Source organism: Rhizobacter sp. (genome assembly GCA_019635355.1).
Lineage (GTDB): Bacteria > Pseudomonadota > Gammaproteobacteria > Burkholderiales > Burkholderiaceae_C > Rhizobacter.
The window spans coordinates 3,080,913-3,105,442 of the sequence record JAHBZQ010000001.1 but is presented as its reverse complement, the minus strand read 5'-3'; the positions used below and the strand labels follow the sequence as shown (position 1 = coordinate 3,105,442).

Sequence of the window (24,530 nt, the reverse complement as noted above, 5' to 3'; positions counted from 1 at the left end):
CGACTGCGGCTCCCTGGGGCCGGGTGTGTGGTGAACGTGCGAAAGCGTGGCACGCACGAAAAAGCGGCCCGCAGGCCGCTTGTGTGCACCGTGATGAGGCCTCCGGCTCAGAGGGTGGCGTCCATGCGCTTGGGCGCGAGGTGGTGGTGGTCTTGCAGCTTGTCCTTGTGCCGCATGACCTGGCGGTCGAGCTTGTCCATCAGCTGGTCGATCGCGGCGTAGAGGTCTTCGTGCGAGTGCTCGACGAAGATGTCCTTGCCCTTCACGTGCAGCGTGACCTCGGCCTTCTGCCTTCGTTCCTTCTCCTTCAGCTTCTCGACCGACAGCAGCACGTTGATGTCCACGACTTGATCGAAGTGACGCGTGATCCGGTCCAATTTCGTAAGCACGTACTCACGCAGGGCTGGGCTCACATCGAGGTGATGGCCGCTGATCGTCAAATTCATCGGGGACTCCTTTCGCAAGGCGGGTGGGAAAACCGGGGGAAGGAAGAAAGAGGAGGGGAGGCGGGGAAGAGGGGGCGGAATCGGAGAAGTCGAGATCAGTGTGCGCCCGAAACCGAACAGTGACAAGCGGGTGACAACGACGTTCGCAGGCTTGTTTGCGCGCATTTCTGCGTCGGATCAAACTGGCGTCTTTTCCATCACGGAAGCACCGTTTTTCGGGGGTGTTTCGCGGGTTGGCTCGGCTTGATGGCCCTGCAAAACGAGTGTGATAATCCGCCGTTTTCGTACACGGAGTGCGACCCCCGCATATGGACAGCAGTCACCCTCGGTGACCGTCCGCTCTGACGCTCGACAGGCGCCCACCCCTCGGTGATGTGCCCGTGGCCCTGAGTGAGACGGTTCCCCGCGTCAGCCCCTCACCCGTTTTCTGGCCACACCCCACGGCGCCTCCATGCAGCCCGTGCGGACCTGTCGGAGCCCTGCATGCTCAACGTCTTTACGCTGGCCAACGGCCGGCTGTTCCAAGAAGAAATCGAAAACCCCGGCGCCCTGGCCAACGTGCGCCCGGTGTGGGTCGACCTGGAGTCGCCCACGCCCGAAGAAAAGACCTGGATCGCCGAACGCTTCGGCGTGACCATCCCCGAAGACGTGGTCGACGACGACCTGGAGGAATCGGCCCGCTTCTACGAGGAAGACAACGGCGAGCTGCACATCCGCTCCGACTTCCTGATCGACGACGACGAGACCCGCCGCAACGTGCGCGTGGCCTTCATCCTGCACAACAAGGTGCTGTTCTCTATCCACGGCGAAGACCTGCCGGTGTTCCGCCTCCTGCGCCTGCGTGCGCGCCGCATCCCGGCGCTGATCGAAGACGCGAAGGACGTGCTGCTCAAGCTCTACGACGCCGACGCCGAGTACAGCGCCGATGCGCTCGAAGGCATCTACGACAACCTCGAGAAGGTCAGCGCGCGCGTGCTGAAGGAAGAGGTCAACGACCAGGCCGCCGGCCAGGCGCTCGCCGCCATCGCCAAAGAGGAAGACTTGAACGGCCGCATCCGCCGCAACGTGATGGACACGCGCCGTGCCTTGAGCTTCATGATGCGCAGCCGCATGCTCAACGCCGAGCAGTTCGAGGAGGCGCGGCAGATCCTGCGCGACATCGATTCCCTCGATTCGCACACCGCCTTCCTCTTCGACAAGATCAACTTCCTGATGGACGCCACCGTCGGCTTCATCAACATCAACCAGAACAAGATCATCAAGATCTTCTCGGTGGCGAGCGTGGCCTTGCTGCCGCCGACGCTGATCGCGAGCATCTACGGCATGAACTTCCAGGCCATGCCCGAGCTGACCTGGCGCTTCGGCTACCCGTTTGCCATCGGCCTGATGATCGTCAGCATCGTGTCGCCCTTCTGGTACTTCAACCGCAAGGGCTGGCTCAAGTAAGGTGTGAACACCTCCGGAGGAGAGCTTGCCATGACCGTTCCGCGTTTCGTTGTTGCCCTGGTCCTTGCCGCCGTCGGTGCGGCGTCGCAGGCGGAATGCCTGAGCGATGCCCAGGCCGCGGCCCTGGTCGAGGCCTTCGTGGCCAAGGCGCCCGCGGCCAACCCGGAGGGTCTCAACGAGGCCGACGGCAGCTGCAGCCGCGCCAAGGTCAATGCGCTGCTCGCCCAACGCTACGGCGCGGTGGTGGGTTACAAGGCTGGCCTCACCAACCCCGCGGTGCAGAAGCGCTTCAACTACAACCGCCCGGTGTGGGGCGTGCTCTACCAGGGCATGCTGCTGCCCAATGGCAGCACCGTCGAGGCCGGCTTCGGCGCGCGGCCGCTGTACGAGGCCGACCTGCTGGTGCGCGTGAAGAGCGCTGCCGTCAACCAGGCCAAGACACCCGAAGACGTGCTGGCCGCCATCGACCAGCTCATCCCCTTCATCGAGCTGCCCGACCTGATGGTGCAGGCGCCGCCCAAGCTCAACGGCCCGGCGATCAGCGCGATCAACGTCGGCGCGCGCTTCGGCGTGATGGGCACGCCGGTGGCGATCCCGCCGTACCGGGCCGAGCGTTTTGCGCTGCTCGACGCGCTGCGCGACATGACGGTGGTGCTGAGCGACGCCAATGGGGCCGAGCTGGCGCGCGGCAAGGGCAGCGACATCCTCAACCACCCGCTCAACGCCGTGGTGTGGCTGGCCGAGGCGCTGGCGAAAGAGGGCAAGGCGATGAAGCCGGGCGACCTGATCAGCCTCGGTTCTTTCTCGCCACTGCTGCCACCCAAGGCCGGTGCGGGCGCCAGCCTCACCTACATCGGCCTGCCCGATGCCAAGCCGGTGACGGTGAGCTTCAAGTAGTCAGCGCGCTGGCTTCTTCTTCGAAGCCGCCAGCGCCTTGCTTTCCTTCTTGAGCCCGCGCGACACCGGGCACACAGCCTGCATGAACGACGCCAGCGTGCTGGCCAGGTTGTCGCCCTGCAGCCGGTAGAACACGAACTGCCCGCGCTTCTCGCCGGTCACGAGCCCGGCCGATTCCAGGATCTTCAGGTGCTTGGACAGCGAAGGCTTCGTCATGTCGAAGCGCGAGGCGATCTCGCCGGCAGAGAGCTCCGTCTCGGCGAGGTAGGCGAGGATCTTGCGGCGCGGCGTGGACGCCAGGGCTTCGAACACTTTGTCCATGGCGGCGGATGATAGCGCTGTTCGTTGATTATTTAATTAGGCATTTAGCTAACTATAGGCTTATGATGGGCGCCATGGATGCGACCCATGCCACCCACCGCCCGCCGGCCCAAGCTGCAGCACCCGATGCCCCCGAAGCGGCGGCCACCGTCTACTACAACAGCGCCTGCCCGGTGTGCGACGCCGGCATCAGATCGCAGCGCGAGCACATGCAGGGTTGCGACGTGCGCTGGGTCGACGTGCACGAGAACCCGCAGGCCGCGCAGGCGCTGGGCGTCGAGCTGGAACGGGTGCGCGAGCGCCTGCACGTGCAGGGCGCCGACGGCCGCCTGCACGTCGGCGCCGATGCACTCGCGGCGCTCTGGTCGCAGTCGCCGGGCCAGCGCTGGCTGGGCGGACTGGCGCGTCGCCTGCGCTGGCTCAGCCGGCCGCTCTACAACGCCTTCGCGCGCGCCCTCTACCGCTGGAACCGCCGGCGCGGCCATTGGTGACAACCGTCTTCGCCACAAGGAGGGAGCCATGAGCACGATCAACGCCGACCCCGCGGAACTCGCCCGCTTCAACGCCCTGGCCGAGCGCTGGTGGGACGAGAACTCCGAATTCCGCCCCCTGCACCGCATCAACCCGCATCGCCTCGACTGGATCGACGCCTTGGCCAGCCTGCGCGGCCAGCAGGTGCTCGACGTGGGCTGCGGTGGCGGCATCCTCGCCGAGAGCATGGCGCGGCGTGGAGCCCGGGTCGACGGCATCGACATGGCACCCATGCCCTTGCGCATCGCACGTTCGCATGCCGAGCGCGTGGGCGAGGCCAACGTGGCCTATGCCGACAGCAGCGCCGAAGACTGGGCCCAGCGGCACGCCGGCCGCTACGACGTCGTCACCTGCATGGAGATGCTGGAGCACGTGCCCGACCCCGCCGCGGTGGTGGCCGCCTGCGCGCGCCTCGTCAAGCCGGGCGGCTGGGTGTTCTTCTCCACCATCAACCGCAACCCGCTGAGCTACCTCGTCGCGATCGTCGGTGCCGAGCGGGTGCTGCGCCTCTTGCCGCGCGGCACGCACACCTACGCGCGCCTGATCAAGCCGGCCGAGCTGCTGGACATGGCCACGCGCGCCGGCTTGTCGCAGCACGAGCAGCGCGGCCTCGGCTACAACCCACTGACGCAGCGCTTCCGGCTGCACCGCTTCATGGGCATCGGCTACCTGCTCGCGATGCGGGCCGCCCCGTCAGGCAGGTCAGCTTGAGGCGCGCTTCTTCAGCCAGCGCATGAGGCCGCCGATCACCGGCAGCTTCTCGTACAGCTCCTCGGCGGCGTCCCAGTAGTCGCGGTGGTGGAGGATGAGCCCGATCGCGTCGAGCTGCAGCTGCGAGCCACCGTGCACCGTCTGCAGGCCCTCTCGGTAGCGCTTGAAGCGGAAGAGGAAGTCCCAGCTCAGGAAGCACTGGTCGCCCTGCACGATGGCGTCACGCACCACGAAGCGTGGCTCGTCGAGCGCCTCGAACATGTGGTGGAAGACCTGCTGGATCGCCGCCAGACCGCGCACGTCGTTGAACGGGTCCTTGAAGTGCGCACGCGCGGCGTAGAACTCGCCGAGCCGCGCCACGTCATCGCGGGTGAAGTGCTCGAAAAGCTCGACGATGCGTGCGACACGCGGATCGGCCGTCTTCTGCGTCACAGGCCGGTGCTCCATCGGATGGCGCGGAAGTAGAGCGCATCGCTCACGTGCGTCAACGCCTTCAGGCACAAGGTGAAGCGCTTGGGGAAGTGGATCTCGAAGCGCCCTTGCGCCCAGCCCTTCAGGATCTCTTCGGCCGCCTGCTCGGGCGTGAGCAAGGCCGGCATCGCGAATTCGTTCTGCGCGGTGAGCGGCGTTTCGACAAACCCGGGGTTGATGACGGACGCGCCGATGCCCAGCGGTGCCAGGTCGAGGTAGAGCGTTTCGGCGAGGTTGATGAGCGCTGCCTTCGTGGGCCCGTAGGCCAGCGAATTCGGCAGGCCGCGGTAGCCGGCCACGCTGGAGACGAGGCTCAGGTGCCCGCTTTTCTGCTGCAGCAGCACCGGCAGCACCGCATCGAGCAGGTGCAGCGCGCCGATGTAGTTGACCTGCTGGTGGCGCACCGCTTCGTCGAGGTCGAACTGCGTGGCGCGAAGTGCCTTGTAGTAGCCGGCGCAGTAGAGCGCGAGGTCGATGCGGCCGTGGTGCAGCACCAGCTGCTGCGCGGCGCGCGACACCGCCTCGCGGTCGGTCACGTCGAGCGGCAGGCCCACGCTGCCCGGGTGGCTCTTCTCGAAGGCCTTCAGCGCGCCCTCGTTGCGGGCCGACACGATGACCTGTGCGCCGCGGGCATGCAGCGCCGAGGCGGTGGCGCGGCCGATGCCGGTCGAGGCGCCGACCAGCCAGACCACTTGGCCGTTCCAGTCGGTGATGCGAGGGTTGAGTGGCATGTCATTGCGCTTTCTGGAAGGCGAGCGTGACTTCGCCGAGCCGGATGCCGAACTTGCTCATCACCGCGCGGTTGAGCATCACGCGCTCGTCCATCAGGTACATCCAGTCGTCGAACTGCACCTCGTAGACCTTGCCGTCCACCGGCAGCTTGAGCGTGTAGTTCCACTGGAAGGCGTTGCCGGCGACCTGCCCGTTGGCCGTGCCGACCACGTCGTCGGCGGTGCCGGTGTAGCGCCCGCCCTCGAGCTTCTTCAGGCGCCAGATGCGGCGGTCGGTCTTGCCGTCGCTGTAGGTGAAGGCTTCGTCGAGCGTGCCTTCGTTGCCCACCCACTCGCACTTCATCAGCACGGTGAAGCGGCGCACGACCTTGCCGGAGCGGTCGCTGAAGATGCCGTGCGCGACCACGTCGCCGTTGAAATAGCGCTGCAGGTCGAGCGTGGGTTTCTCGGCGGCGTAGTCCTGCGGCGTGGGCGAGGCGCAGCCGGCCAGGGCGAGCACGCAGGCGAGGGTGAGGGCAAGTTTCTTCATCGGAGGTCCTGGGTCCAGTGACGCCACAGGAGCGCTGCGGCAACGAGTTTGAGCACGCACGGCAACACGCAGTACGCGATGGTGAGGGCCTGCAGGGCGTCGGCGCCGCGCGTGCCGGGCGCATAGCCGAAGGCCTGCAGCACCGGCAAGGCGATGCCGGCGGCGAGCGCGAGGTTGAGCTTGGTCGCGAAGTTCCACCAGCCGAAGTACGCGCCTTCGGCACGGCCGGCATGACCGGCGCGTTGCACCACGCCCGCCAGCAGCGCGGCGGGCAAGGCGAGGTCGGCGCCGAGGGCCACGCCGCTCAGCAGGCAGATGGCGGTGTAGGCCGCCACATCGCCCGCCGACAGCAGCGCCGCCCAGGCGAAGACGAGCACCGACAGCCCCATGCCGACGAGCCAGCTGCGCGCCAGGCCCAGGCGCGCCACGAGCCGCACCCACAGCGGCACCGACACGGCCGCCGCGGCGAAGTAGCTGGCGAGGAAGAGCGGCTCGTAGGCCGGCGCCTGCAGGCGGTCGCGGATGAAGAACAGCACCAGCGTGGCCGGCACCGCGCTTGCGATGCCGTTGAGCAGGTAGACCGCCAGCAGCCGGCGAAAGGCCGGGCTGCCGAACGGCAGCGCGAGCGAGTGGGTGGCCAGCACCGCCAGGCGGCGCGGTGCGGGCGCCTGCCGCATCAGCGCCAGCGCCAGGCACAGCACGATGGCGAACACCAGCGTGCTCACCTGCAGGCCCGCCATCGAGGGCAGCACGCTCGCCACCAGCACGCCGCACAGCGACAGCCCTTCCCGCCAGGCCACGACGGTGGCGCGCGCCTGCTCGTTGCCGCCCAGCCGGGCGCCCCAGGCCTGGTGGATGACGCTGATCACGCTGTAGGCGAGGTAGGTGATGACGAGCAACCCGCCGCACCACACGAGCAACGCGGTGGTGTTCGCCGACGCCGCCGGAAAGAAGAGCCCGCGAAAGCCGAGCGCCAGCACCACCGCCGCGCCGGCCATCGCGAGCCACGCGGCGTGAGCCGAACGGTCGAGCAGCGCATCGGCCCAGCGGCCGATCCACGGGTCGACGAGGGCGTCGAGCAGGCGGGCGGCGAGCAGCACGGCGCCGAGGGCAGCGAGCGGCACGCCGAACTCGGCGGCGTAGTGGTTGGGCAGGGCGACGTAGAGCGGCAGGGCGACGAAGGCCAGTGGGAAGCCGGGCGCGCCGTAGCGCAACCCGTCCCAGCCGCGTGCGGTGGTCGAGGGCGTCGAGGCGGCCACCGCGCTCATGCGAGGCCCAGCAAGGCGCGCCGCAACGCCGGCTCGGAGCTGCGCGGCGACAGCCAGATGCCGATGAAGAGCCGGGCGAAGGTGGCGTCGCGCACCTCGCGCCCGGCCTTGCCGTTGACGAAGAAGCGCATGCCTTCGCCCGGTCGGTAGAGGCCGGTGATGCGGTCGCCGGCTTTCACGTCGGGAAAGGCCTGCTCCATCGCGGCGAGCCAGGCGTTGCCCTTGTCGGCGGGCACCTCGCCGACCTTGCGCATCTCCACGAGCGAGCGCTCGGCGATCAGCTTGCCGACGAGTTCACGCGCGTACTCCAGCTCGAGCGCGACCGGGTGGAGCGCGTAGTCGTCGGGTTTGAAGCCCTCGGTCACCCACAGGCGGGCGTCGTAGACCCGCAGGCCGAAGAAGCGCAGCAGGCCCTGGCCTTGCAGCTTGGCGCCCGGCAGCTCGCTGCTCAGCTCGGCCGGCCGCGCCTGCGCTGCCCAGGGCAGGGCCAGCAGGGCAGCGGCGAGGATCGGGCGGCGCGTGAGCATGCTCAGTCGCGCTGCAGCGTGAACTGCATGACGCCGGTGTTGCCGGTGGCGAAGGCGGCCTCGCAGTAGCCGAGGTAGAACTCCCAGATGCGCATGAAGCGGGTATCGAAGCCGAGGCGTCGCACCTGGGTTTCTTCGGCGAGGAACTTCTCGCGCCAGCGCTTGAGCGTCTCGGCGTAGTCGGTGCCGAAAGAGAGTTCGTTCACCACGCGCAGGCCGGCCTTGGCCGCGGCTTCGCGGAAGGCGCTCGGGCTGGGCAGCAGGCCGCCCGGGAAGATGTATTGCTGGATGAAGTCGGTCGACTTCACGTAGCGCTCGAAGAGATCGTCGCGGATGGTGATGCTCTGGATGCAGGCCTTGCCGCCGGGCTTGAGGTTGCGCTTGAGGGTGTCGAAGTAGCCGCTCCAGTATTCGCGGCCGACGGCTTCGAACATCTCGATGGAGCAGATGGCGTCGAAGGGGCCGTCGGTGATGTCGCGGTAGTCCTGGAAGCGCAGCTCGCCCGCGAGGCCGGCGTCACGCAGGCGCTGCTGGCCCCAGGCGAGTTGTTCGCTGGAGAGCGTCACGCCGGTCACGCTCGCCTGGAAGTCGCGGGCGGCGCTTTCGGCGAGCGCGCCCCAGCCGCAGCCGATCTCGAGCACGCGGTCCCCAGCCTTCACGTCGCACTCGCGCAGCGCGCGCCGCACCTTGGCCCATTGCGCGTCGACCAGGTTGCCACTCGCATCGCCCTCGAACCAGGCGCTCGAGTAGTTCATCGTCGGGTCGAGCCACAGACGGTAGAACTCGTTGCCGAGGTCGTAGTGCGCGTGGATGTTCTTCTTGCTGCCGGTGCGCGAGTTGCGATTGAAGAGGTGCCGCACGCGGTACAGCAGCGAGCCCCACCAGCTGCCGTAGACCACCTGCTCGATCTCGTCGCGGTTGGCGATGAAGAGCTTGAGCAGCGTGGTGAGGTCGGGCGTCGTCCAGTCGCCGGCGATGAAGGTTTCGGCGAAGCCGATGTCGCCCGACTTCAGCGCGGCGCTGCAGACGTTCCAGTTGCGCAGGCGGATGGCGGCGCGCAGGCCTTGAGCTTGGCCGAAGTGGAGCTGCGTGCCGTCGGGCAACTGCACGTCGAGGCTGCCGTGGCGCAGCCGGGCCAGCAGGCGGAAGACGGCGCGCGCGGTCGCCGGGGCGCTGTCGGGCAGCGACAGCTGCAGCGGGTTGAGGGAGGCGTGGGTGGTGGTGTTCATCGTCTGGGTCTCTCGCAGGGGCGCTCAGCGGGTGATGAAGGCCCGAGGGGGCTCGGGCTTGCGAAAGAACGGCACGTGCCGGGTCCACAGCTTGAGCGCCTGCCAATGGATTCGCGCGACGACGAAGACCGTCATCAGCGGCATGCCGAAGAAGGCGCGCAGGGTGGATGCCTTCGTCAACGCTTCGAGCCGGCCGGCCACACTCGTTTGCAGTAGCGGGCCGTGCTCGTCGTCGTGGTCGATGCGCACCACCGTTCTCTGCGCGGTGTTACGCGCGCCGTCGGCGTGTGGATGCAGCGCGGTACGCAGGAAGCGGAAGCGATACCGGCCGCTCACGCTGCAGAAGGGCGAGACGTGGAAGACCTTCGCCGCCTGCAGCTCCTGGCCGAAGGCGAGGCGGTCTCCGCGCAGCAGGTAGCAGTGGCGTTCGCCGAAGGTGTTGTTGACCTCGACCACGATGGCGGCGAGCGAGTCGTCGGCGCGGTGGCAGTACCAGAAGCTCACCGGCTTGAAGGTGTGGCCGAGCACGCGCGGGTAGCAATGCAGCCAGACTTCGCCGTCAGCGTCGGTGATGCCTTCGCTCTTCAGCAGCTCGTCGACCCAGGCCAGGCTGTCGGCGCGGCCGTCGCCGTGGTCACGGTCGTGGAAGCTGATGAGGCCGAAGCGGTTGCGCTTGAGCTCGGCCGACGGTTGCGCGCGCAGGCTGCGCATCGGCAGCATGAGGAAGTAGGTGCGGTAGCTGAAGTCGTTCACCACCGGCCGCAGCCGCGTGTGGCGCACCTGGCCGGTGCCGATCAGCGGGGCGGGCGCCGTGCTCACGCGGCCTCCGCGATGCGCACCGGCAGCGATTCGCCGACCCAGCGGCGGCGCAGCCCGTTGACCACGGCCTGGCCCGACATCAGGCCATCTTCGTGGAAGCCGTAGCGCGTCCACGCGCCGCAATACCAGGTGTGCTGCTGGCCTTGCAGGGCCGGCACCTTGGCCTGCGCGGCGATGGCGGCGCGGTCGAACACCGGGTGGGCGTAGTCGATCTCGGCGTGCACGCTGGCGGCGTCGGGCTCGCGCACCGGGTTGAGCGACACCAGCACCGGCTGCTGGAAGGGCAGCGGCTGCAGCTTGTTGAGCAGGTAGTGCAGGCACACCGCGGCGTCTTCGCGCGGCGCGTCGGTGGCACGCTCGTAGTTCCAGGCGGCCCAGGCGAGCGGGCGCGTGGGCAGCACCGAGGTGTCGGTGTGCAGCACGGCGCGGTTGCGGTGGTAGCGGATGGCGCCGAGCACGGCGCGCTCGTCGGGCGTCGGGTCGGCCAGCAGCGCGAGCGACTGGTCACTGTGGCAGGCGAGCACGACCTCGTCGAAGCGCTCGCTGCCGTGGTCGGTGCTGACGATCACGCCCTGCGGTGTGCGGCGCACGCTGCGCACCGGGGTGTTGAGGCGTGCATCGGCGATGCGCGGCAGCATCTTGCGCACGTATTCGCGGGCGCCGCCGGTGACGGTGAACCAGCGCGGGCGGTTCGCGACCTGCAGCAGCCCGTGGTTGTGGCAGAAGCGGATCATGGTCGCGATGGGGAAACGCAGCATCTGGTCGGTCGGGCATGACCAGATGCAGCCGATCATGGGCAGGAAGTACCAGTCGCGGAACGCGTCCGAGAAACGGTGCTCGGCGAGGAAGTCGCCGATGGGCTGCTGCAGTTGGGCGTCTTCGCCTTTCACCGCGAGTGCGGTGGTGAGCCGGTTGAAGCGCAGGATGTCGCGCAGCATGCCCAGGAAGGCCGGCCGAACGAGATTACGGCGCTGCGCGAAGACGGTGTTGAGGTCGCTGCCACTCCATTCCAGGCCGAGGTCGGGCACCTGGACGGAAAACGACATGTCGGACGGCACCGTGGCCACGCCCAGCTCGCCGAAGAGGCGGATCAGCTGCGGGTAGGTGCGCTCGTTGAAGACGAGAAAGCCGGTGTCGACGCCGTGGGTGACTTGGCCCGTGGGCCCGTCGAGCGTGATGTCGACGGTGTTGGTGTGGCCGCCGAAATACGAGCCGGCCTCGAACAGCGTGACCTGCGTGTCGTCGGCCAGCGAGTAGGCGGTGGCCAGCCCCGAGATGCCCGAGCCGATGACGGCAACGCGGCGGCTCATGGGTGAACCGCCGGCGTCAGGCCATCAAGGGGGTGCGGCGCGCCGCTTCGGGCGGTCCGCGAAATAAAGATTGCTGCACAGCGCCCCGGGGGGAACAAGGGAGGGAGGAGGGAGGAGGAAAACCGCCCCGGGATTCCAGCCGGATCAACCGGCTGGCTGTGCAGCATAGAACTGGTCGCTACCGGAACGCAGTGTGCGCCGGCCTGGGGTTTGAAGCACTCCCCAGATCGAAGTTCCCTGAATCTGACGTTGGCTTTGGCCATGGCCCACTCCGCGTTGAACTGAGTGGTATGAAATATAACTCATCAGTCTTCATTTTGCATCCAACAGTTTTTCAATCGTGCCGATGAAGACGGCGCTGTCGGGTGACGTGGTGCTGCCGAAACTGAGGACGGCCTTTCCGTCGCGAGCGACCACATACTTATGGAAGTTCCAGCGGGGCGCTTCGCCGGTGATCTGCTTGAGGTCGACGTAGAGCGGGTGCCGCTGCGCCCCGGCCGATTCGGCCACCCGGGTCTTGGTGAACATCGGGAACTTGACCCCGTAGGTGTTCTCGCAGAACTCGGCGATGGCCTTGTTGTCACCCGGCTCCTGGGAGAAGTCGTTGGACGGGAAGCCGAGCACGACGAGGCCGCGGTCCTTGTACTTGCGGTGCAGCGCCTCCAACCCCTTGTACTGGCCGGTGAAGCCGCAAAAGCTCGCGGTGTTGACGATCACGACGACCTTGCCGGCGTACTGGCAGAGGTTCTGCGGCTTCTCGTCCTGCAGGCGCGGCACCTCGCGCTGGAGCAGGGGCGGGCAGTCCGCCGCCTGGCTGGCACCGGCGGCGAGGGTGAGCAAGACAAACAGCAGGTGTCGAAGGGGCATGGTCGGTCCTCGTGGCTTGGAAAGCGCCAATGCTGCGCCCTTCCGGGCCCTTACGCACGCGCCGAAAGTCCGGATGCGCGCCGGGAATGGCCGCCCTGCACACGCCTGTCACAACAGCCCCCCTTAAAATGCCGGGTCTACCTTTGAAAGCTGACCATGCTTTACCCCGAACTTTTCAAGCAGCTCGAAGCCGTGCGCTGGAACATGGACACGGACATCCCCTGGGATCAGTTCGATGGCAGCCAGCTCAGTGAAGAGCAAGCCCAGACCATCAAGATGAACGCGATCACCGAGTGGTCGGCATTGCCGGCCACCGAGATGTTCCTGCGCGACAACCGCGATGACAGCGACTTCTCCGCCTTCATGAGCGTGTGGTTCTTCGAAGAGCAGAAGCACTCGCTGGTGCTGATGGAGTACCTGCGCCGCTTCCGCCCCGACCTCGTGCCCACCGAGCAGGAGCTGCACGAAGTGCGCTTCGAGTTCGACCCGGCCCCGGCGCTCGAGACGCTGATGCTGCACTTCTGCGGCGAGATCCGCCTCAACCACTGGTACCGCCGCGCGGCCGAGTGGCACACCGAGCCGGTCATCAAGGCCATCTACGAGACGCTCGCCCGCGACGAAGCCCGCCACGGTGGCGCTTATCTCCGCTACATGAAGCGCGCGCTGCAGAAGTTCGGCGACGAGGCGCGTGCCGCCTTCGCCAAGGTGGGTGTGCTGATGGCCAGCGCCCGCCGCACCGCGCAGGCGCTGCACCCGACCAACCTGCACGTGAACGAGAAGCTCTTCCCGCGCGACACCATCCAGAGCCGCCTGCCCAACCCGCAGTGGCTGGAGCAATGGCTCGACAAGCAGATCCAGTTCGACGCCGTGTGGGAAACCAAGGTCGTCGAGCGCATCCTGCACAACATGAGCCTGCTGATGGAGCGCAGCTTCGCGAGCGTCCAGGAGCTGAACCGCTTCCGCAAGGAAGTGACGGCCGCGGTGGCCGCAGCGGCCAAGGGCAAGTCGCAAGGCGGTCCGCTGCCGGCCTGAGCGCTACCGCTCCAAGAAACGAGGCCCGCTGATGCGGGCCCTTTTTTTCAGCCTTTGGCTTGATCGGCCTTGCGGTCGGCCGTCACCTTCTGCGCCGAGGGGCGCTCGCCGATGAGCTTGGTGTACGCGCGGGTGTCGATGCCGGCGGCGGCCAGCAGGTCTTCGCCGTAGACGATCTTGGTCGACATGCTCACGAGCGGCAGGCTCGGGTAGGCCGCGCAGTCGGCGAGCGTGAAGGTGTCGCCGGCCACGTAGGGCGAGAACTTCGCCAGGCGCTTGAAGGCGGCGATGTTCTTCTCGAGCTGCTTGCGGATGCGCGCCTGGTTGGCTTCGCTCAGCTCGCCGCCAGAGAAGGCCTTGTAGTACAGCTCGCGCGCCACGAGCTCCAGGTGCAGCTCGATGAAGGTGCACAGCTCGCGCACCTTGGCGGCCTGCCACGGGTCGGCCGGCACCAGCGCCGGCGTCGGGTGCGTGGCTTCGAGGTAGTCGGCGATCACCTGGCTCTCGCACATCGCACCGTGCTCGGTGCGGATGAAGGGCACCTTGGCGAGCGGGCTCTCCTTCAGCACCGCTTCGTCGGTGCGGCCGGTCTTCACCAGCTCTTCGGTGAAGGGGATGCCTTTTTCGAGCAGCACCATCTTCACCTTGTTGTAGTAGTTCGAGATGGTCGAGCCGCAGAGCGTGATCATGGGGAGTCTCCTGGTCTGGTGATGACAACTCAGTCTAGGTGGCACGCGTGCGCCGCGGCTGCCGCGCAAGCGACAATCGACCGCCATGAGCGCCACCTTCTTCGACAAGCTGTGCCCCCGGGCCGACCTGCCTTCTCGCCTGGCGCAACTGCCGCGGCCGATGGTCTTCACCAACGGCGTGTTCGACATCCTGCACCGCGGCCACGTGACCTACCTCGAACGGGCGCGCGCGCTCGGCGCCTGCCTGGTGCTCGGGCTCAACAGCGACGCCTCGGCACGCCTGCTCGGCAAGGGCCCCGACCGCCCGCTCAACGCCGAGACCGACCGCGCCTGCGTGCTGGCCGCGCTCGAGAGCGTGAGCCTGGTGACGCTCTTCGACGAGCAGACGCCGGTGGAGCTCTTGAAGATCGTCAGGCCCGACCTCTACGTGAAGGGCGGCGACTACGACATCGAGACGCTGGCCGAGACGAAGCTCGTGCGCAGCTGGGGCGGCGATGCGCGGGCGATCTCCTTCGTCGACGGCTACTCGACCACGTCCCTGGTCAAGCGCATCCGGGGCTGACTACTTCCGGTTCACCAGCACCATGCCGACGGCGACGCCGGCCAGGGCCAGCAGCAGGCGCAGGGTCAGCGGTTCGCTCAGCATGACCACACCCATCAGGAGCCCGAACACCGGCGTCAGCAGCGTGAAGGCCGCGAGCCGCGTGGCCGGGTAGTGGCGGATGAGCCAGAACCAAAGCAGGTAGCTCGCGAACACCACGATCACCGTCTGGTACGCCAGCGAGGCGCTGGCCATCAGCGACAGTGAATGGGGAACCGGCTCGCCCAGCCACCAGGTGCCGATGGCCAGCAGCACGCCCGAGACGCCGAGCTGGTAGGCGAGCGTTTTCTCCGCCGAGGCCGACGCGAGCCGCGTGGCGCGGATCGACAGCGTCGTGGCCGCCCACAGCGCCGCGGCCAGCACACCCAGCGCATCGCCGATCCATTGCTTGGGGCCGATCGCTGGCTGCGTGAAACCTTCGGCGAAGGCGCTCGCCACACCCGCGAACGCCAGCACCAGCCCCGCCGTCTGCACCCAACCCAGCCGTTCCGACTTCGCGATGAAGGGCATGCCCAGCGCCACTATGAAAGGCGCGAAGTAGATGAACACGATCATGCGCGAGGCGGTCGTGTACTGCAGCCCGATGAAGATGCAGGCGAACTCGGCCGCGAAGAGCGCGCCGGCGAGCAGGCCGCCGGGCAGCGTGCCGTCGCGCTGGAAGAGCGGGATGCGCCGCCACGCCGCCCACAGCAGCACCAGCAACACGCCGCCCAGCGAGCGGATCGTCGCCTGCACGAGCGGCGCCACTTCGCCGAGCGCGGCTTTCGCGGCGACCTGGTTCAGGCCCCAGAGAAAGCTGCAGCCGATGAGCGAGACCACGGCCAGTGAGTCGAGGTGGGTCTTGCGCTCGGTCATGCGGAAGGGCGCGGCGCGTTGAGCCGGCGCAGGGCGTGCGCGGCCAGCGCGAGGGTGGTGCCGGCGAGCACGCCGGTCACGTGGGCGATGGGGGCGATGGCGATGTCCCAGCCGTCTTGCTGCTGCACGGCGCCACGCCAGGGGGTCTCGCTGAGGATCTTGGCGACGAGGCCGGCGCAGAGCGCGGCGGCGATGAGGCGCTGACTGCGCGTGCCGGTGACGAAGAGGTGCACGAGGCCGATCGCCACGCCTGCATGCACCACGCCCGACAAGCCGCCGTAGTGGCGCAGCTCGGGCGCGAGCCACAAGAAGGCGAGATGCGTGAGCGGCCAGGCCAGCGCCCAGCTGATGGTGGCCGAGGTGGGCAGGCGCGACACCCAGCCGAAGGCGGCGGTGAGTGCAAGCCCGGTCAGGTTGCCGATCAGGTGCAGGCGGCTGTAGTGCACGAAGGCCGCGCTCCACGCACGCCAGGGGTCGTCGACGATGGCATCGGGGCGCCACTCGAGCACCGCCCGTGCGGTGGGCCCTTGGGCGATCAGGCTGCCGGCGAGCAGCACCAGCGCCATCGCACACCAGGCGGCGCCGGGGCGGTGGCGATGGTTCAAGCGAAGACCGTGCGCCACAGCGCGAGCACGGCATCGCGCTCGGTGGCGGCGCTGGCCGGGTCGACCTGCGTGGGCTTCTCGTCCAGGCGCGCGCGGTGCTGCGCGCGGCGCAGCTCGCGGTAGGCGTCGGCGGCGGCGGTGCCCACGCCGGCGGGCAAGAGGCCGCAGGCTTCGGCACGCTGCAGCAGGGCGATGTTGCCCACGTTGTCGAGCAGGCCCGGGTGTTGCCGGCCGTGCGCGAGCACGAGGTACTGCACCGCGAACTCGGCGTCGACCATGCCGCCCGGGCTGTGCTTCACGTCGAAGAAGCCTTCCTTCACCGGGCGGGCGGCGCGCAGCTTCTCGCGCATGGCCTGGATCTCGCCGCGCAGCGCCACCGGGTCGCGCTCTGCGCAGATCACCGCGCGGCGCACGGCTTCGAAGCGCGGCGCGAGGCCCGGTGCGCCGGCGCAATAGCGGGCGCGGGTGATGGCCTGGTGCTCCCAGGTCCACGCGGTGTTGCTGCCGCGGCCTTCCTGGTAGTTCTTGTACGAGGTGAGCGAGGTCACGAGCAGGCCCGAGTTGCCGTTGGGCCGAAGCGCCGTGTCGATGTCGAAGAGCTCGCCGACGGCGGTGCGCGTGGTGAGCCAATTGATCAGCTTGCGCACGAAGGCGCCGTAGGCGACGACCGCGGTGTCGGTGTCGGGCTCGGCGGTGTCGTCGAAGATGAAGACGAGGTCGAGGTCGCTGCCGTAGCCGAGCTCCTTGCCGCCGAGCTTGCCGTAGGCGATCACGCCGAACTGCGGCGTGTCGCGGTGGCGCTGCTTCAGGTGCTGCCAGGCCCAGCTGATGCTGCACTCGACGGTGGCGTCGGCCAAGGCCGAAAGATCGTCGGCCACCTGCTCGACGGTGATGTGGCCTTCGACGTCACGCACCAGGGTGCGGAAGACCTCGGCGTGGTGCGCACGGCGCAGCGTGTCGAGCAGCGATTCTTCGTCGGCCTGGTTGAAGCGGCTCCAGGCGGTGTGGCGCGCTTCGAGGTCGGCGATGTAGCTGTCGCGCTCGAAGCGGCCGTGCAGCAGGCGCTCGTCGGCCAGCTCGTCGATCACGCCGGGGTGGCGCATCAGGAACTGCGCGGGCCAGCGTGCCAGGCCGAGCAGGCGCAGCAGCCGGTTCTGCACCTCGGGGCGCTCAACCAGCAGCGCGAGGTAACTCTCGCGCCGCAGCAGCGGCTCCAGCCAGTCGATGAAACGGCCCGCGGCCTCCTGGCTGCAGCTGCCGTCGGCCACGGCCTGCGCCGAGCGCATCACGAGCTTGGACAGGCGCAGCTTGCTTTCCTCGCGCAGCATGCGCACGCGTGGGTGGTCGACCCAGCCGCGCACGCGGTCGGCCAGCGCGGGCGGCAGGCGCTCGATGAAGGCGGGGCTGTCGACCGGCTGCGGCGGCTGGCCGCAGGAGCGGCAGCCGTCGTTCCCGGCCGGGCTGGCCGGCGTCTTGCCGTCGTGCAGCAGCGCGTCGAATTCCATCGCCACGAACTCGCGCGTCTCGCCGAGGTGCTGCAGCAGTTCGCAGGTGTCTTCGGTGCAGGTGAAGCCCATGCTGCGGGCGATCCAGCCGAGGTCGGCGTCGGACGTGGGCAGCACGTGCGTCTGCTGGTCGTCGAGGAACTGGATGCGGTGCTCCACGCGGCGCAGGAAGACGTAGGCCTCTGCGAGGCGCTTGGCGCTCTCGGGCTTCATCAGGCCGCCGGCGGCGAGCTTGTCGAGCGCCTTCAAGGTGGAGCGCGTGCGCATTTCGGGGAACTGGCCACCGCGCACCACCTGCAGCAGCTGCACGATGAATTCGATCTCGCGGATGCCGCCGCGCGAGAGCTTCACGTCGTTCGCGCGCTCGGGGCGGCCGGCGGCGCGGCGCTGCGCTTCCTCGCGCACCTTGCGGTGGAGTTGCCGCAGGCCGTCGAACACGCCGTAGTCGAGGTAGCGCCGGTAGACGAAGGGTGTGACGGTGGCCGATAGCTGCTTGGCCCGGCCGCTCGTGATGCTGGCCGAGGGCGCGATCACGCGGCTCTTGAGCCAGGCGAAACGCTCCCATTCGCGGCCTTGCACGAGGAAGTATTCCTCCAGCATCGACAGGCTCACCACCGGCGGGCCCGAGTTGCCGTTGGGCCGCAGCGCGAGGTCGACGCGGAAGACGAAGCCGTCGTCGGTAGTGTCGCCGATCAGGGTGTAGAGGCTGCGCGCCACCTGCGCGAAATACTCGTGCGCGGTGATGACCTTGGGGCCAGTGGTCTGGCCGTCTTCTTCGTAGACGTAGATGAGGTCGATGTCGGACGAGACGTTGAGCTCGTGCGCGCCGAGCTTGCCCATGCCGACGACCCAGAAGTCGATGCGCTCGCCCTGCTCGTTGAGCGGCGGGCCGTGGCGCTCGTCCTGGTCGGCATAGGCCTGGATCAGCGCGCGGTCGAGCGTGGCCTCGGCCAGCTCGGTCATGGCGCGTGTGATGTCGGTCATCGGCGCGGCTTGCTCGATGTCGAGCACGGCCAGGCGCTCGATGACCACGTGGCGCGCCACGCGCAGTGCGCTCGGCAGGGCGCGGCCTCGCGTCAGCAACTCGTTGATCAGGGCATCGATGCTTGCGCGCACCGGCAGGCCCGGCGCCAGCAGCGGCAGTTCGGCTTCATAACGGCGGCGCACCCGCTGTACGAAGCGGCTGTGCTCTGCGCCGGCGGAGGAGGTCTCGGTGCCCATGGCGCGCGGATTTTGCCGCAGCCTTAACCGCCTTGCGGCAGCGTGGCTTAGGCGCATGGGTAAGCTTGTGCGACCCATCTCACAGGTCAAGACACGGGAGAGCCGCCATGTGGATTGCTGCGCTGCAAACGGTTGCCACGCCGGATGTGGAACGCAACCTCGACACCGCCCGCCGCCTGATCGCCGAGGCTGCGCGTGATGGCGCCCAGCTGGTGGTGCTGCCCGAGTACTTCTGCTTCATGGGTCACCACGACCGCGACAAGCTGGCGCTGGCCGAGCTGCCCGGCGAGGGGCCGATCCAGGCCATGTTGGCCGAGACCGCCAAACGCCACGCGGTGTGGGTCGTGGGCGGCACGTTGCCGCTGCGCAGCGAGCAGGCCGATCGGGTGTTCAACGCGAGCTGCGTGTACTCACCCGAGGGCGTGCTGGCCGCCCGCTACGACAAGGTCCACCTCTTCCGCTACGACAACGGCCGCGAGAGCTATGACGAAGGCCGCGTGCTCCAGGCGGGGCAGGTGCCGCAGGCCTGCGAAGTGGGCGGGCTGCGGCTGGGCTTGAGCGTGTGCTACGACCTGCGTTTCCCCGAGCTCTACCGCGCGCTGATGACGCCACCCTGCGACTTGATCGCAGTGCCCTCGGCCTTCACCCACACCACCGGACGCGCGCACTGGGAAGTGCTGCTGCGCGCCCGTGCCATCGAGAACCAGTGCTACGTGATCGCGGCCGCACAAGGCGGTCTGCACGAGAACGGCCGGCGCACCTGGGGCCACAGCCTCATCGTCGACCCGTGGGGCGAGGTGGTGGCGATGGTGGAAGAAGGCGAAGGGGTGGCGATGGCGCAGCTCGATACCAAGCGCATCGCCGAAGTGCGGGCGCAGCTGCCGGCGTTGACGCACCGGCGCTTGTGCTGAATCGGCTTAGCGCGAGCCGTACATCATCTGGCGCGCGAGCGCCGACTTGACGGGCTTCAGCGCCTGCAGCGCGGCCAGCCCCAGACCGCGTGCTGCACCGGCGCCCGGCAGCTTCCAGGTGAAGCTGCGCGCCAGGAAATCGGTGGCGGCGATCATGGCCCAGCGGTCGGGTGCGCGTTGCCATTCGAGCTTGCGCAGCACGCCCGGCACGTCGTTCGAGCGGGCCAGGGCCTGCACGAGCGAGAAGCCGTCACGCAGCCCGAGGTTGAGCCCCTGGCCGGCCACCGGGTGCAGCGTCTGCGCCGCATTGCCGATGCGCACCGTGCGGCCTTGCGTGAGCGTGCGCTCGGCGACCAGCCCGAGTTGAAAGCACTTGAGGGGCGAGACCGCGCTGAGCGGGCCGACCTCGGGGTGGAAGAGCGTGTTGAGCACGGCCAGGCGCTGTGTGTCGTTGAGCTCCAGCACCGGGTCTTCTTCGGCGTTGACACACCACACGAGCGCGGCGCGACCGTCTTTCAGCGGCAGCAGCGCCGCCGGGCCGTGGCGCGTGAAGCGCTCGTAGGCAACGCCGGGGCGGGCCTTGGTGAGCTGCACCGTGCCCACCCAGGCGTGCTGGCCGTAGTCGTGGCGCAGCGGGGGCTTCGCCGGCTGGGCCACCGTGCTCGCCGCTTCGTTCGTGTAGACGCCGCCCTCGGCCACCACCACGAGGTCGAAGGTGTCGGCGATGCCAGCATCCACTTCGACGCCGTCGGCCAGCGGCTTCAAGGCCCGCACCTTGGCGTCGAAGCAGGCGTGCAGCCGGGACGGCTCACCTTCGCAGGCGGCCAGCCACGCGGCTTGCAGCGGCGCCACGATCGCGCCGTAGCTCAACACCGCGCCCAGCAGCGGCACCCGTTCTTCTGCCGCGCTGATGCGCACCTCGGGTTCGCCCATCACGTCGGCCAGCAGCCCGCCCAGCGACGGCGCCTGCTGCGACACATGCACCTCGACGATGGCCTGCGCGCGCTCGCCGTCCCACGCGCCCAGGCGCTGAAGCAGCTGCACACTGCCCAGCGACAGGGCCAGCGTGCGGGGGTCGGCCGACACATCCTGCGTGGCGGCGCGGCTGTCGTAGAGGCTCACGCGGGCGTGTGGCAATGCGCGTGCGGCGTGCAGCGCGAGGCTCAGGCCCACCGGCCCGGCGCCCACGACGGCGAGCCGCAAAGAAGGGGCGAGTTCAGACATGGGCCGCAGCATACGCGCGCGATGTGCATTCGCCCTTAATCCGGGGAAATCGGCCTGGGGTGAGAGGTATTTCACACCCCGCGCGGGCTTCGAAAAATTCCACCGTTTTCTTCCACCTGATCGAGGGGGGCGTTGCCGCGCGTTGCGCCCCGTGAACGGGGGGCCGCGGCGCAACACCGCGGTCGTGCGGGCTGGCACATTCTGAAACGTATTCAGACATCACCAAAAACACCCCGGAGGTTGTTCATGAAGTTCAAGGCGCTGGCTCTGCTCTTGCTGGCAATGGTTGCAGGCACCCCCGCCTCGGCCGCGTGCACCCAGACGTTCAACCTCGGCGTGATGGGCCCCCCGGCGCTGCGCGTGTTCGGCAACGACTTCGGCTCGACCACGCACTTCGAGGACTGCTACAACTTCACGCTCACCGGCGCCGCTGACTCCTTCGGTGCGACGTTCGAGTTCGACCTCTCCTCGCTGCGCAACATCGACATCAGCTCGCTGAGCCTGACCGGCGGCGGCCTGTCGAGCGCGCTGACCGACACCTCGCCGTCGACCTTCAGCTTCAGCAACCTCGCTGCGGGTGTGTACCAGTTCGTGGTGACGGGTGACGTGACCGGCCGCAACGGTTTCGACTGGTTCGGCCAGGTCGGCTACGTCGGCACGATGGTCACCGCCAACGCCGTGGCGGCTCCGGTGCCGGAGCCTGAGACCTACGCACTGCTGGCCGCCGGCCTGTTGGCTGTGGGCGCCACGGTCCGCCGCCGCCAGCGGAGCTGATCGCCATTTCGGGTGTGTCTTGCAAAGCGGGCTTCGGCCCGCTTTTGCTTTTTGGGGGCCCAGGTTCGCCCCTATGATCGTTGGCCTCTTCAACGGGAGATCACCATGGGCCTGATGGATTTCATCAAGAAACAGTTCATCGACGTTCTGGAATGGACGGAGTCCGGCGACGGCGTGCTCGCCTGGCGCTACCCGATGGCGGGCAATGAAATCCAGTACGGCGGCTCGCTCACGGTGCGCGAGTCGCAGATGGCGGTCTTCGTGAACGAGGGCAAGGTGGCCGACGTGTTCGGCCCCGGCATGTACAAGCTCACCACGCAGACGCTGCCGGTGCTCACGTATCTGAAGAACTGGGACAAGCTCTTCCAGAGCCCGTTCAAGAGCGACGTCTACTTCTTCAGCACCCGTCAGCAGATCGACCAGCGCTGGGGCACCACCCAGCCCGTGACGATCCGCGACAAGGACTTCGGCGCCGTGCGCCTGCGGGCCTTCGGCAACTACAGCTACCGCATCGTCGACCCGAAGCTCTTCCACACCGAGATCTCGGGCACGCGCGACACCTACACCGTCTCTGACCTCGATGGCCAGCTGCGCGGGCTGATGTTGCAGCACATCTCGGATGCGGTCGCGTCGAGCGGCGTGGCCTTCCTCGATCTCGCGGCGAACCAGATCGAGTTCGCCAAGGCGCTGCACGAGGCCACCGCCCCGTCGTTCGCGGCGCTCGGCCTGAAGCTCGAAGGTGTGACGATGCAGAGCGTCTCGCTGCCCGAGGAGCTGCAGAAGATCCTCGACCAGAAGATCGGCATGGGCATGGTCGGCAACGACATGGGCAAGTTCATGCAGTACCAGACCGCGCAGTCGATCCCGAAGTTCGCCGAAGGCGCAGGCTCTGGCGGTGGCGGTGTGGCCGGCGATGCGATGGGCCTGGGCGCCGGCGTGGCGCTGGGCCAGGTGCTGGCGGGCCAGCTGGCGGGCGGCCTGCACGGTGGCCAGCCAGCCCCGGCCGCCGCCGCAGCGGCTGCTGCGGCCATCCGCCCCGACGAGGTGATGGCCACCATCGAGAAACTCGCCGACCTCAAGGGCAAGGGCATCCTCACGCAGGAAGAGTTCGACGCCAAGAAGGCCGAGCTGCTGAAGAAGCTGATCTAAGCCTCGCCAGCCGCTCTTGGTCACCGAACCCAGCCCACAGCGCGCCTACCGCGCCGCGTGCCCGAACTGCGGCGCGCCGGTCGACTTCCGCTCGGCCGCGTCGGCCTTCGCCGTCTGCAGCTTTTGCCGCAGCACCATCGTCCGCGAGGGCGAGGCGCTGCGCAAGATCGGCGAAAGCGCCGAGCTGTTCGACGACCACTCACCGCTGCAGTTAGGCGCCGGTGGCAAGTACCAAGGCAGCGGCTTCACGCTCGTGGGCCGCCTTCAATACCGCTACAAGGATGGCACCTGGAACGAGTGGCACGCGCTCTTCGACAACGGCCGGAGTGGGTGGCTGAGCGAAGACAACGGCCGCTACGTCATCTCGTTCGACGTGGAGCTGGGTGGCAGCGCGCCACCCGCCGAGCAGCTGCGCCCGGGCGTGCAGCAGATCGTGTCGGGCCAGCCGTGGACGGTGGCCTCGGTCACGGCTGCGAAGCTGATCGCCGCGCAAGGCGAGCTGCCCTTCAAGCCGAACACCGAACGCGGCTTCGTGGTGGCCGACCTGCGCAGCACGCGCGACGAGGTCGGCACGCTCGACTACAGCGACCCGGCGGCGCCCAAATGGTCGATTGGCCGCTCGGTCGCCATCAGCGAACTCGCAATGACGGGCCTCGCCGAAGGCGCGGAGAAGACGCTCAAGGCCCGCAGCATCGAATGCCCGAGCTGCGGCACCTCGCTCGAGATCAAGCTCTCGACCACGCAGAGCATCGTCTGCCATCAGTGCCATGCAGTGGTCGACCTCACCTCGGCCGACGGGGCCGGCAAAGGCATCGGCGGCGACCTCGCCCACTACGCGCAGGACAACGGCGACGAGCCGCAGATCCCGCTCGGCCGGGTCGGCACGCTCAAGCTCGGCAAGATCGCCCGCGCCTGGCAGGTGGTCGGCTACGTCGAGCGATGCGAAGAGGGGGAAGACGAGCAGAGCTTCTGGCGCGAGTACCTGCTCTACCACCGCGAGGAAGGCTTCGCCTTTCTCGTCGATGCCGAAGACGGCTGGAGCTGGGCGGCCCCGATCACCGGCGTGCCAACGCCCTCCGGCAACGGCGTGCGTTACCAGGGCGTGCAGTACCGCGAGATGTACCGCTACACCGGCCGGATCACCTACGTGCTGGGCGAGTTCTACTGGCAGCTCAAGCGCGGCGAGCGCACGAGCAACGTCGACTACCAGGGCCCCGGCGGCAAGCGCCTCAATCTCGAAAAGACCGAAGGCGAGCAGGTCTGGTCGGCAGGCGAAACGCTGAACGCCGCCGACGTGGCCAAGGCCTTCCGCCTGACGCCCGAGACGAGTGCCGCGCTCAAGCGCGATGCCACGCCCACCTCGGGCAACGCGGCCAGCCTGCTGGCGAAGATCTTCTTCTGGGTGTTCGTCGTCGTGGTGCTGTTGATGATGTTCCGCTGCAGCGACGACGACCGCCGTGACTGCGAGCCGCTTCGCGCGAGCTACGGCGAAGCCTCGCAGGAATACCAGAGCTGCCTGGCCAGCAACCGCAGCAGCGGCTACCGCACGAGCGGTGGGTCGTGGGGCGGTTTTTCCAGCGGCGGGGGCCACAAGTAATGGGCCCGCATCTGCTTATCAATATGTCAAGGAGAGTCACATGATGGGAATCGAATGGCTGAAGCCCAGCGTCTTCTTCGGGTCCATCCTGTACGCGCTGATCGGCGTGTTGGTGTTCTGGATCAGCTTCGTCATCGTCGACAAGCTCACGCCTTATGACCTGTGGGGCGAGATCGTCGAGAAGAAGAACGTGGCGCTCGCGATCGTGGTCGGCGCCATGTGCATCGCCATTGGTTTGATCGTGGCCGCTGCGATTCACTAGCC

General features: G+C 68.1%; 27 protein-coding genes. 11 read left to right on the top strand and 16 right to left on the bottom strand.

Annotated elements, in window-relative coordinates:
• Positions 1–107: 107 nt before the first annotated feature.
• Complete coding sequence (gene raiA, locus KF892_14105) at positions 108–446, bottom strand: ribosome-associated translation inhibitor RaiA (protein ID MBX3626144.1); 339 nt, start codon at positions 444–446, stop codon at positions 108–110.
• Between the two features lie 483 nt (positions 447–929).
• Between raiA and corA the strand changes: the two genes are divergently transcribed.
• Together corA and KF892_14095 are read left to right on the top strand one after the other, a co-directional pair.
• Complete coding sequence (gene corA, locus KF892_14100; protein ID MBX3626143.1) at positions 930–1,892, top strand: magnesium/cobalt transporter CorA; 963 nt, start codon at positions 930–932, stop codon at positions 1,890–1,892.
• Between the two features lie 30 nt (positions 1,893–1,922).
• Positions 1,923–2,789, top strand: coding sequence for a fumarylacetoacetate hydrolase (locus KF892_14095; GenBank protein MBX3626142.1), 867 nt, complete (start codon positions 1,923–1,925; stop codon positions 2,787–2,789).
• On the opposite strand, the gene KF892_14090 is transcribed toward KF892_14095, so the two are convergent.
• Positions 2,790–3,110, bottom strand: a complete 321-nt coding sequence (locus tag KF892_14090) for a winged helix-turn-helix transcriptional regulator (GenBank protein ID MBX3626141.1) — start codon at positions 3,108–3,110, stop codon at positions 2,790–2,792. It lies immediately after the preceding gene.
• Between the two features lie 74 nt (positions 3,111–3,184).
• On the opposite strand from KF892_14090, the gene KF892_14085 reads away from it, so the two are divergent.
• Entirely contained in the window at positions 3,185–3,601 is a 417-nt protein-coding gene (locus KF892_14085) for a DUF393 domain-containing protein (GenBank protein ID MBX3626140.1), read from the top strand.
• Between the two features lie 28 nt (positions 3,602–3,629).
• Positions 3,630–4,352, top strand: a complete 723-nt coding sequence (gene ubiG / locus KF892_14080; protein MBX3626139.1) for a bifunctional 2-polyprenyl-6-hydroxyphenol methylase/3-demethylubiquinol 3-O-methyltransferase UbiG — start codon at positions 3,630–3,632, stop codon at positions 4,350–4,352.
• Here the strand turns inward: ubiG and KF892_14075 are convergent.
• From KF892_14075 to KF892_14035, 9 genes are all read right to left on the bottom strand, one after another.
• On the bottom strand, positions 4,344–4,799 hold the full coding sequence (locus KF892_14075; protein MBX3626138.1) for a nuclear transport factor 2 family protein: 456 nt from the start codon (positions 4,797–4,799) through the stop codon (positions 4,344–4,346). The two genes, ubiG and KF892_14075, sit on opposite strands and share 9 nt — an antisense overlap.
• Entirely contained in the window at positions 4,781–5,554 is a 774-nt protein-coding gene (locus KF892_14070; protein MBX3626137.1) for an SDR family NAD(P)-dependent oxidoreductase, read from the bottom strand. Before KF892_14070 ends, KF892_14075 begins: the two co-directional genes overlap by 19 nt.
• A gap of 1 nt (position 5,555) precedes the next feature.
• Positions 5,556–6,083: a DUF3833 domain-containing protein gene (locus KF892_14065; GenBank protein MBX3626136.1), complete on the bottom strand. Its 528-nt coding sequence runs from the start codon at positions 6,081–6,083 to the stop codon at positions 5,556–5,558.
• Positions 6,080–7,351, bottom strand: a complete 1,272-nt coding sequence (locus KF892_14060; GenBank protein ID MBX3626135.1) for an MFS transporter — start codon at positions 7,349–7,351, stop codon at positions 6,080–6,082. Before KF892_14060 ends, KF892_14065 begins: the two co-directional genes overlap by 4 nt.
• Entirely contained in the window at positions 7,348–7,878 is a 531-nt protein-coding gene (locus tag KF892_14055) for a chalcone isomerase family protein (GenBank protein ID MBX3626134.1), read from the bottom strand. The genes KF892_14060 and KF892_14055 overlap by 4 nt, the downstream gene beginning before the upstream one ends.
• A gap of 2 nt (positions 7,879–7,880) precedes the next feature.
• The gene (locus KF892_14050; protein ID MBX3626133.1) at positions 7,881–9,107 is read right to left on the bottom strand and encodes a class I SAM-dependent methyltransferase; all 1,227 of its coding nucleotides are present in this window, start codon (positions 9,105–9,107) and stop codon (positions 7,881–7,883) included.
• Between the two features lie 24 nt (positions 9,108–9,131).
• Positions 9,132–9,968 (bottom strand): DUF1365 domain-containing protein, encoded by an 837-nt coding sequence (locus tag KF892_14045; GenBank protein ID MBX3626132.1) that lies wholly within the window; start codon positions 9,966–9,968, stop codon positions 9,132–9,134.
• Positions 9,923–11,236 (bottom strand): FAD-dependent oxidoreductase, encoded by a 1,314-nt coding sequence (locus KF892_14040; GenBank protein ID MBX3626131.1) that lies wholly within the window; start codon positions 11,234–11,236, stop codon positions 9,923–9,925. The genes KF892_14045 and KF892_14040 overlap by 46 nt, the downstream gene beginning before the upstream one ends.
• Positions 11,237–11,548: 312 nt before the next feature.
• Positions 11,549–12,103, bottom strand: coding sequence for a glutathione peroxidase (locus KF892_14035; protein ID MBX3626130.1), 555 nt, complete (start codon positions 12,101–12,103; stop codon positions 11,549–11,551).
• 156 nt (positions 12,104–12,259) lie between these two features.
• Between KF892_14035 and KF892_14030 the strand changes: the two genes are divergently transcribed.
• Positions 12,260–13,135: a ferritin-like domain-containing protein gene (locus KF892_14030; GenBank protein MBX3626129.1), complete on the top strand. Its 876-nt coding sequence runs from the start codon at positions 12,260–12,262 to the stop codon at positions 13,133–13,135.
• Between the two features lie 47 nt (positions 13,136–13,182).
• Here the strand turns inward: KF892_14030 and KF892_14025 are convergent, their stop codons facing one another.
• Positions 13,183–13,824, bottom strand: a complete 642-nt coding sequence (locus tag KF892_14025; protein MBX3626128.1) for a glutathione S-transferase family protein — start codon at positions 13,822–13,824, stop codon at positions 13,183–13,185.
• An 85-nt stretch (positions 13,825–13,909) separates the two neighbouring features.
• On the opposite strand from KF892_14025, the gene rfaE2 reads away from it, so the two are divergent.
• The gene (rfaE2, locus tag KF892_14020) at positions 13,910–14,386 is read left to right on the top strand and encodes a D-glycero-beta-D-manno-heptose 1-phosphate adenylyltransferase (protein ID MBX3626127.1); all 477 of its coding nucleotides are present in this window, start codon (positions 13,910–13,912) and stop codon (positions 14,384–14,386) included.
• Here the strand turns inward: rfaE2 and KF892_14015 are convergent, their stop codons facing one another.
• From KF892_14015 to glnE, 3 genes are read right to left on the bottom strand one after another with little or no spacing between them, the layout of a single operon-like run.
• Positions 14,387–15,280 (bottom strand): DMT family transporter, encoded by an 894-nt coding sequence (locus KF892_14015; protein ID MBX3626126.1) that lies wholly within the window; start codon positions 15,278–15,280, stop codon positions 14,387–14,389. It lies immediately after the preceding gene.
• A complete protein-coding gene (gene rrtA / locus KF892_14010) occupies positions 15,277–15,885 on the bottom strand; it encodes a rhombosortase (GenBank protein MBX3626125.1) in 609 nt (202 codons plus the stop codon). Before rrtA ends, KF892_14015 begins: the two co-directional genes overlap by 4 nt.
• Entirely contained in the window at positions 15,882–18,611 is a 2,730-nt protein-coding gene (gene glnE, locus KF892_14005; GenBank protein ID MBX3626124.1) for a bifunctional [glutamate--ammonia ligase]-adenylyl-L-tyrosine phosphorylase/[glutamate--ammonia-ligase] adenylyltransferase, read from the bottom strand. The genes rrtA and glnE overlap by 4 nt, the downstream gene beginning before the upstream one ends.
• Before the next feature lie 107 nt (positions 18,612–18,718).
• Between glnE and KF892_14000 the strand changes: the two genes are divergently transcribed.
• Positions 18,719–19,522 (top strand): carbon-nitrogen hydrolase family protein, encoded by an 804-nt coding sequence (locus tag KF892_14000; protein MBX3626123.1) that lies wholly within the window; start codon positions 18,719–18,721, stop codon positions 19,520–19,522.
• Between the two features lie 6 nt (positions 19,523–19,528).
• On the opposite strand, the gene KF892_13995 is transcribed toward KF892_14000, so the two are convergent.
• Positions 19,529–20,746, bottom strand: coding sequence for an FAD-dependent monooxygenase (locus KF892_13995; protein ID MBX3626122.1), 1,218 nt, complete (start codon positions 20,744–20,746; stop codon positions 19,529–19,531).
• A 246-nt stretch (positions 20,747–20,992) separates the two neighbouring features.
• On the opposite strand from KF892_13995, the gene KF892_13990 reads away from it, so the two are divergent.
• The 4 genes from KF892_13990 (at position 20,993) to KF892_13975 (ending at position 24,528) form a co-directional block, all read left to right on the top strand.
• Entirely contained in the window at positions 20,993–21,520 is a 528-nt protein-coding gene (locus tag KF892_13990; GenBank protein MBX3626121.1) for an FxDxF family PEP-CTERM protein, read from the top strand.
• Between the two features lie 105 nt (positions 21,521–21,625).
• Positions 21,626–22,669 (top strand): SPFH domain-containing protein, encoded by a 1,044-nt coding sequence (locus KF892_13985; protein ID MBX3626120.1) that lies wholly within the window; start codon positions 21,626–21,628, stop codon positions 22,667–22,669.
• 16 nt (positions 22,670–22,685) lie between these two features.
• Positions 22,686–24,266 carry a DUF4178 domain-containing protein gene (locus KF892_13980; GenBank protein MBX3626119.1) on the top strand — a complete coding sequence of 527 codons (1,581 nt, stop codon included), beginning with the start codon at positions 22,686–22,688 and terminating at the stop codon, positions 24,264–24,266.
• Between the two features lie 43 nt (positions 24,267–24,309).
• Entirely contained in the window at positions 24,310–24,528 is a 219-nt protein-coding gene (locus KF892_13975) for a DUF350 domain-containing protein (protein MBX3626118.1), read from the top strand.
• The last annotated feature ends 2 nt before the right edge of the window (positions 24,529–24,530 follow it).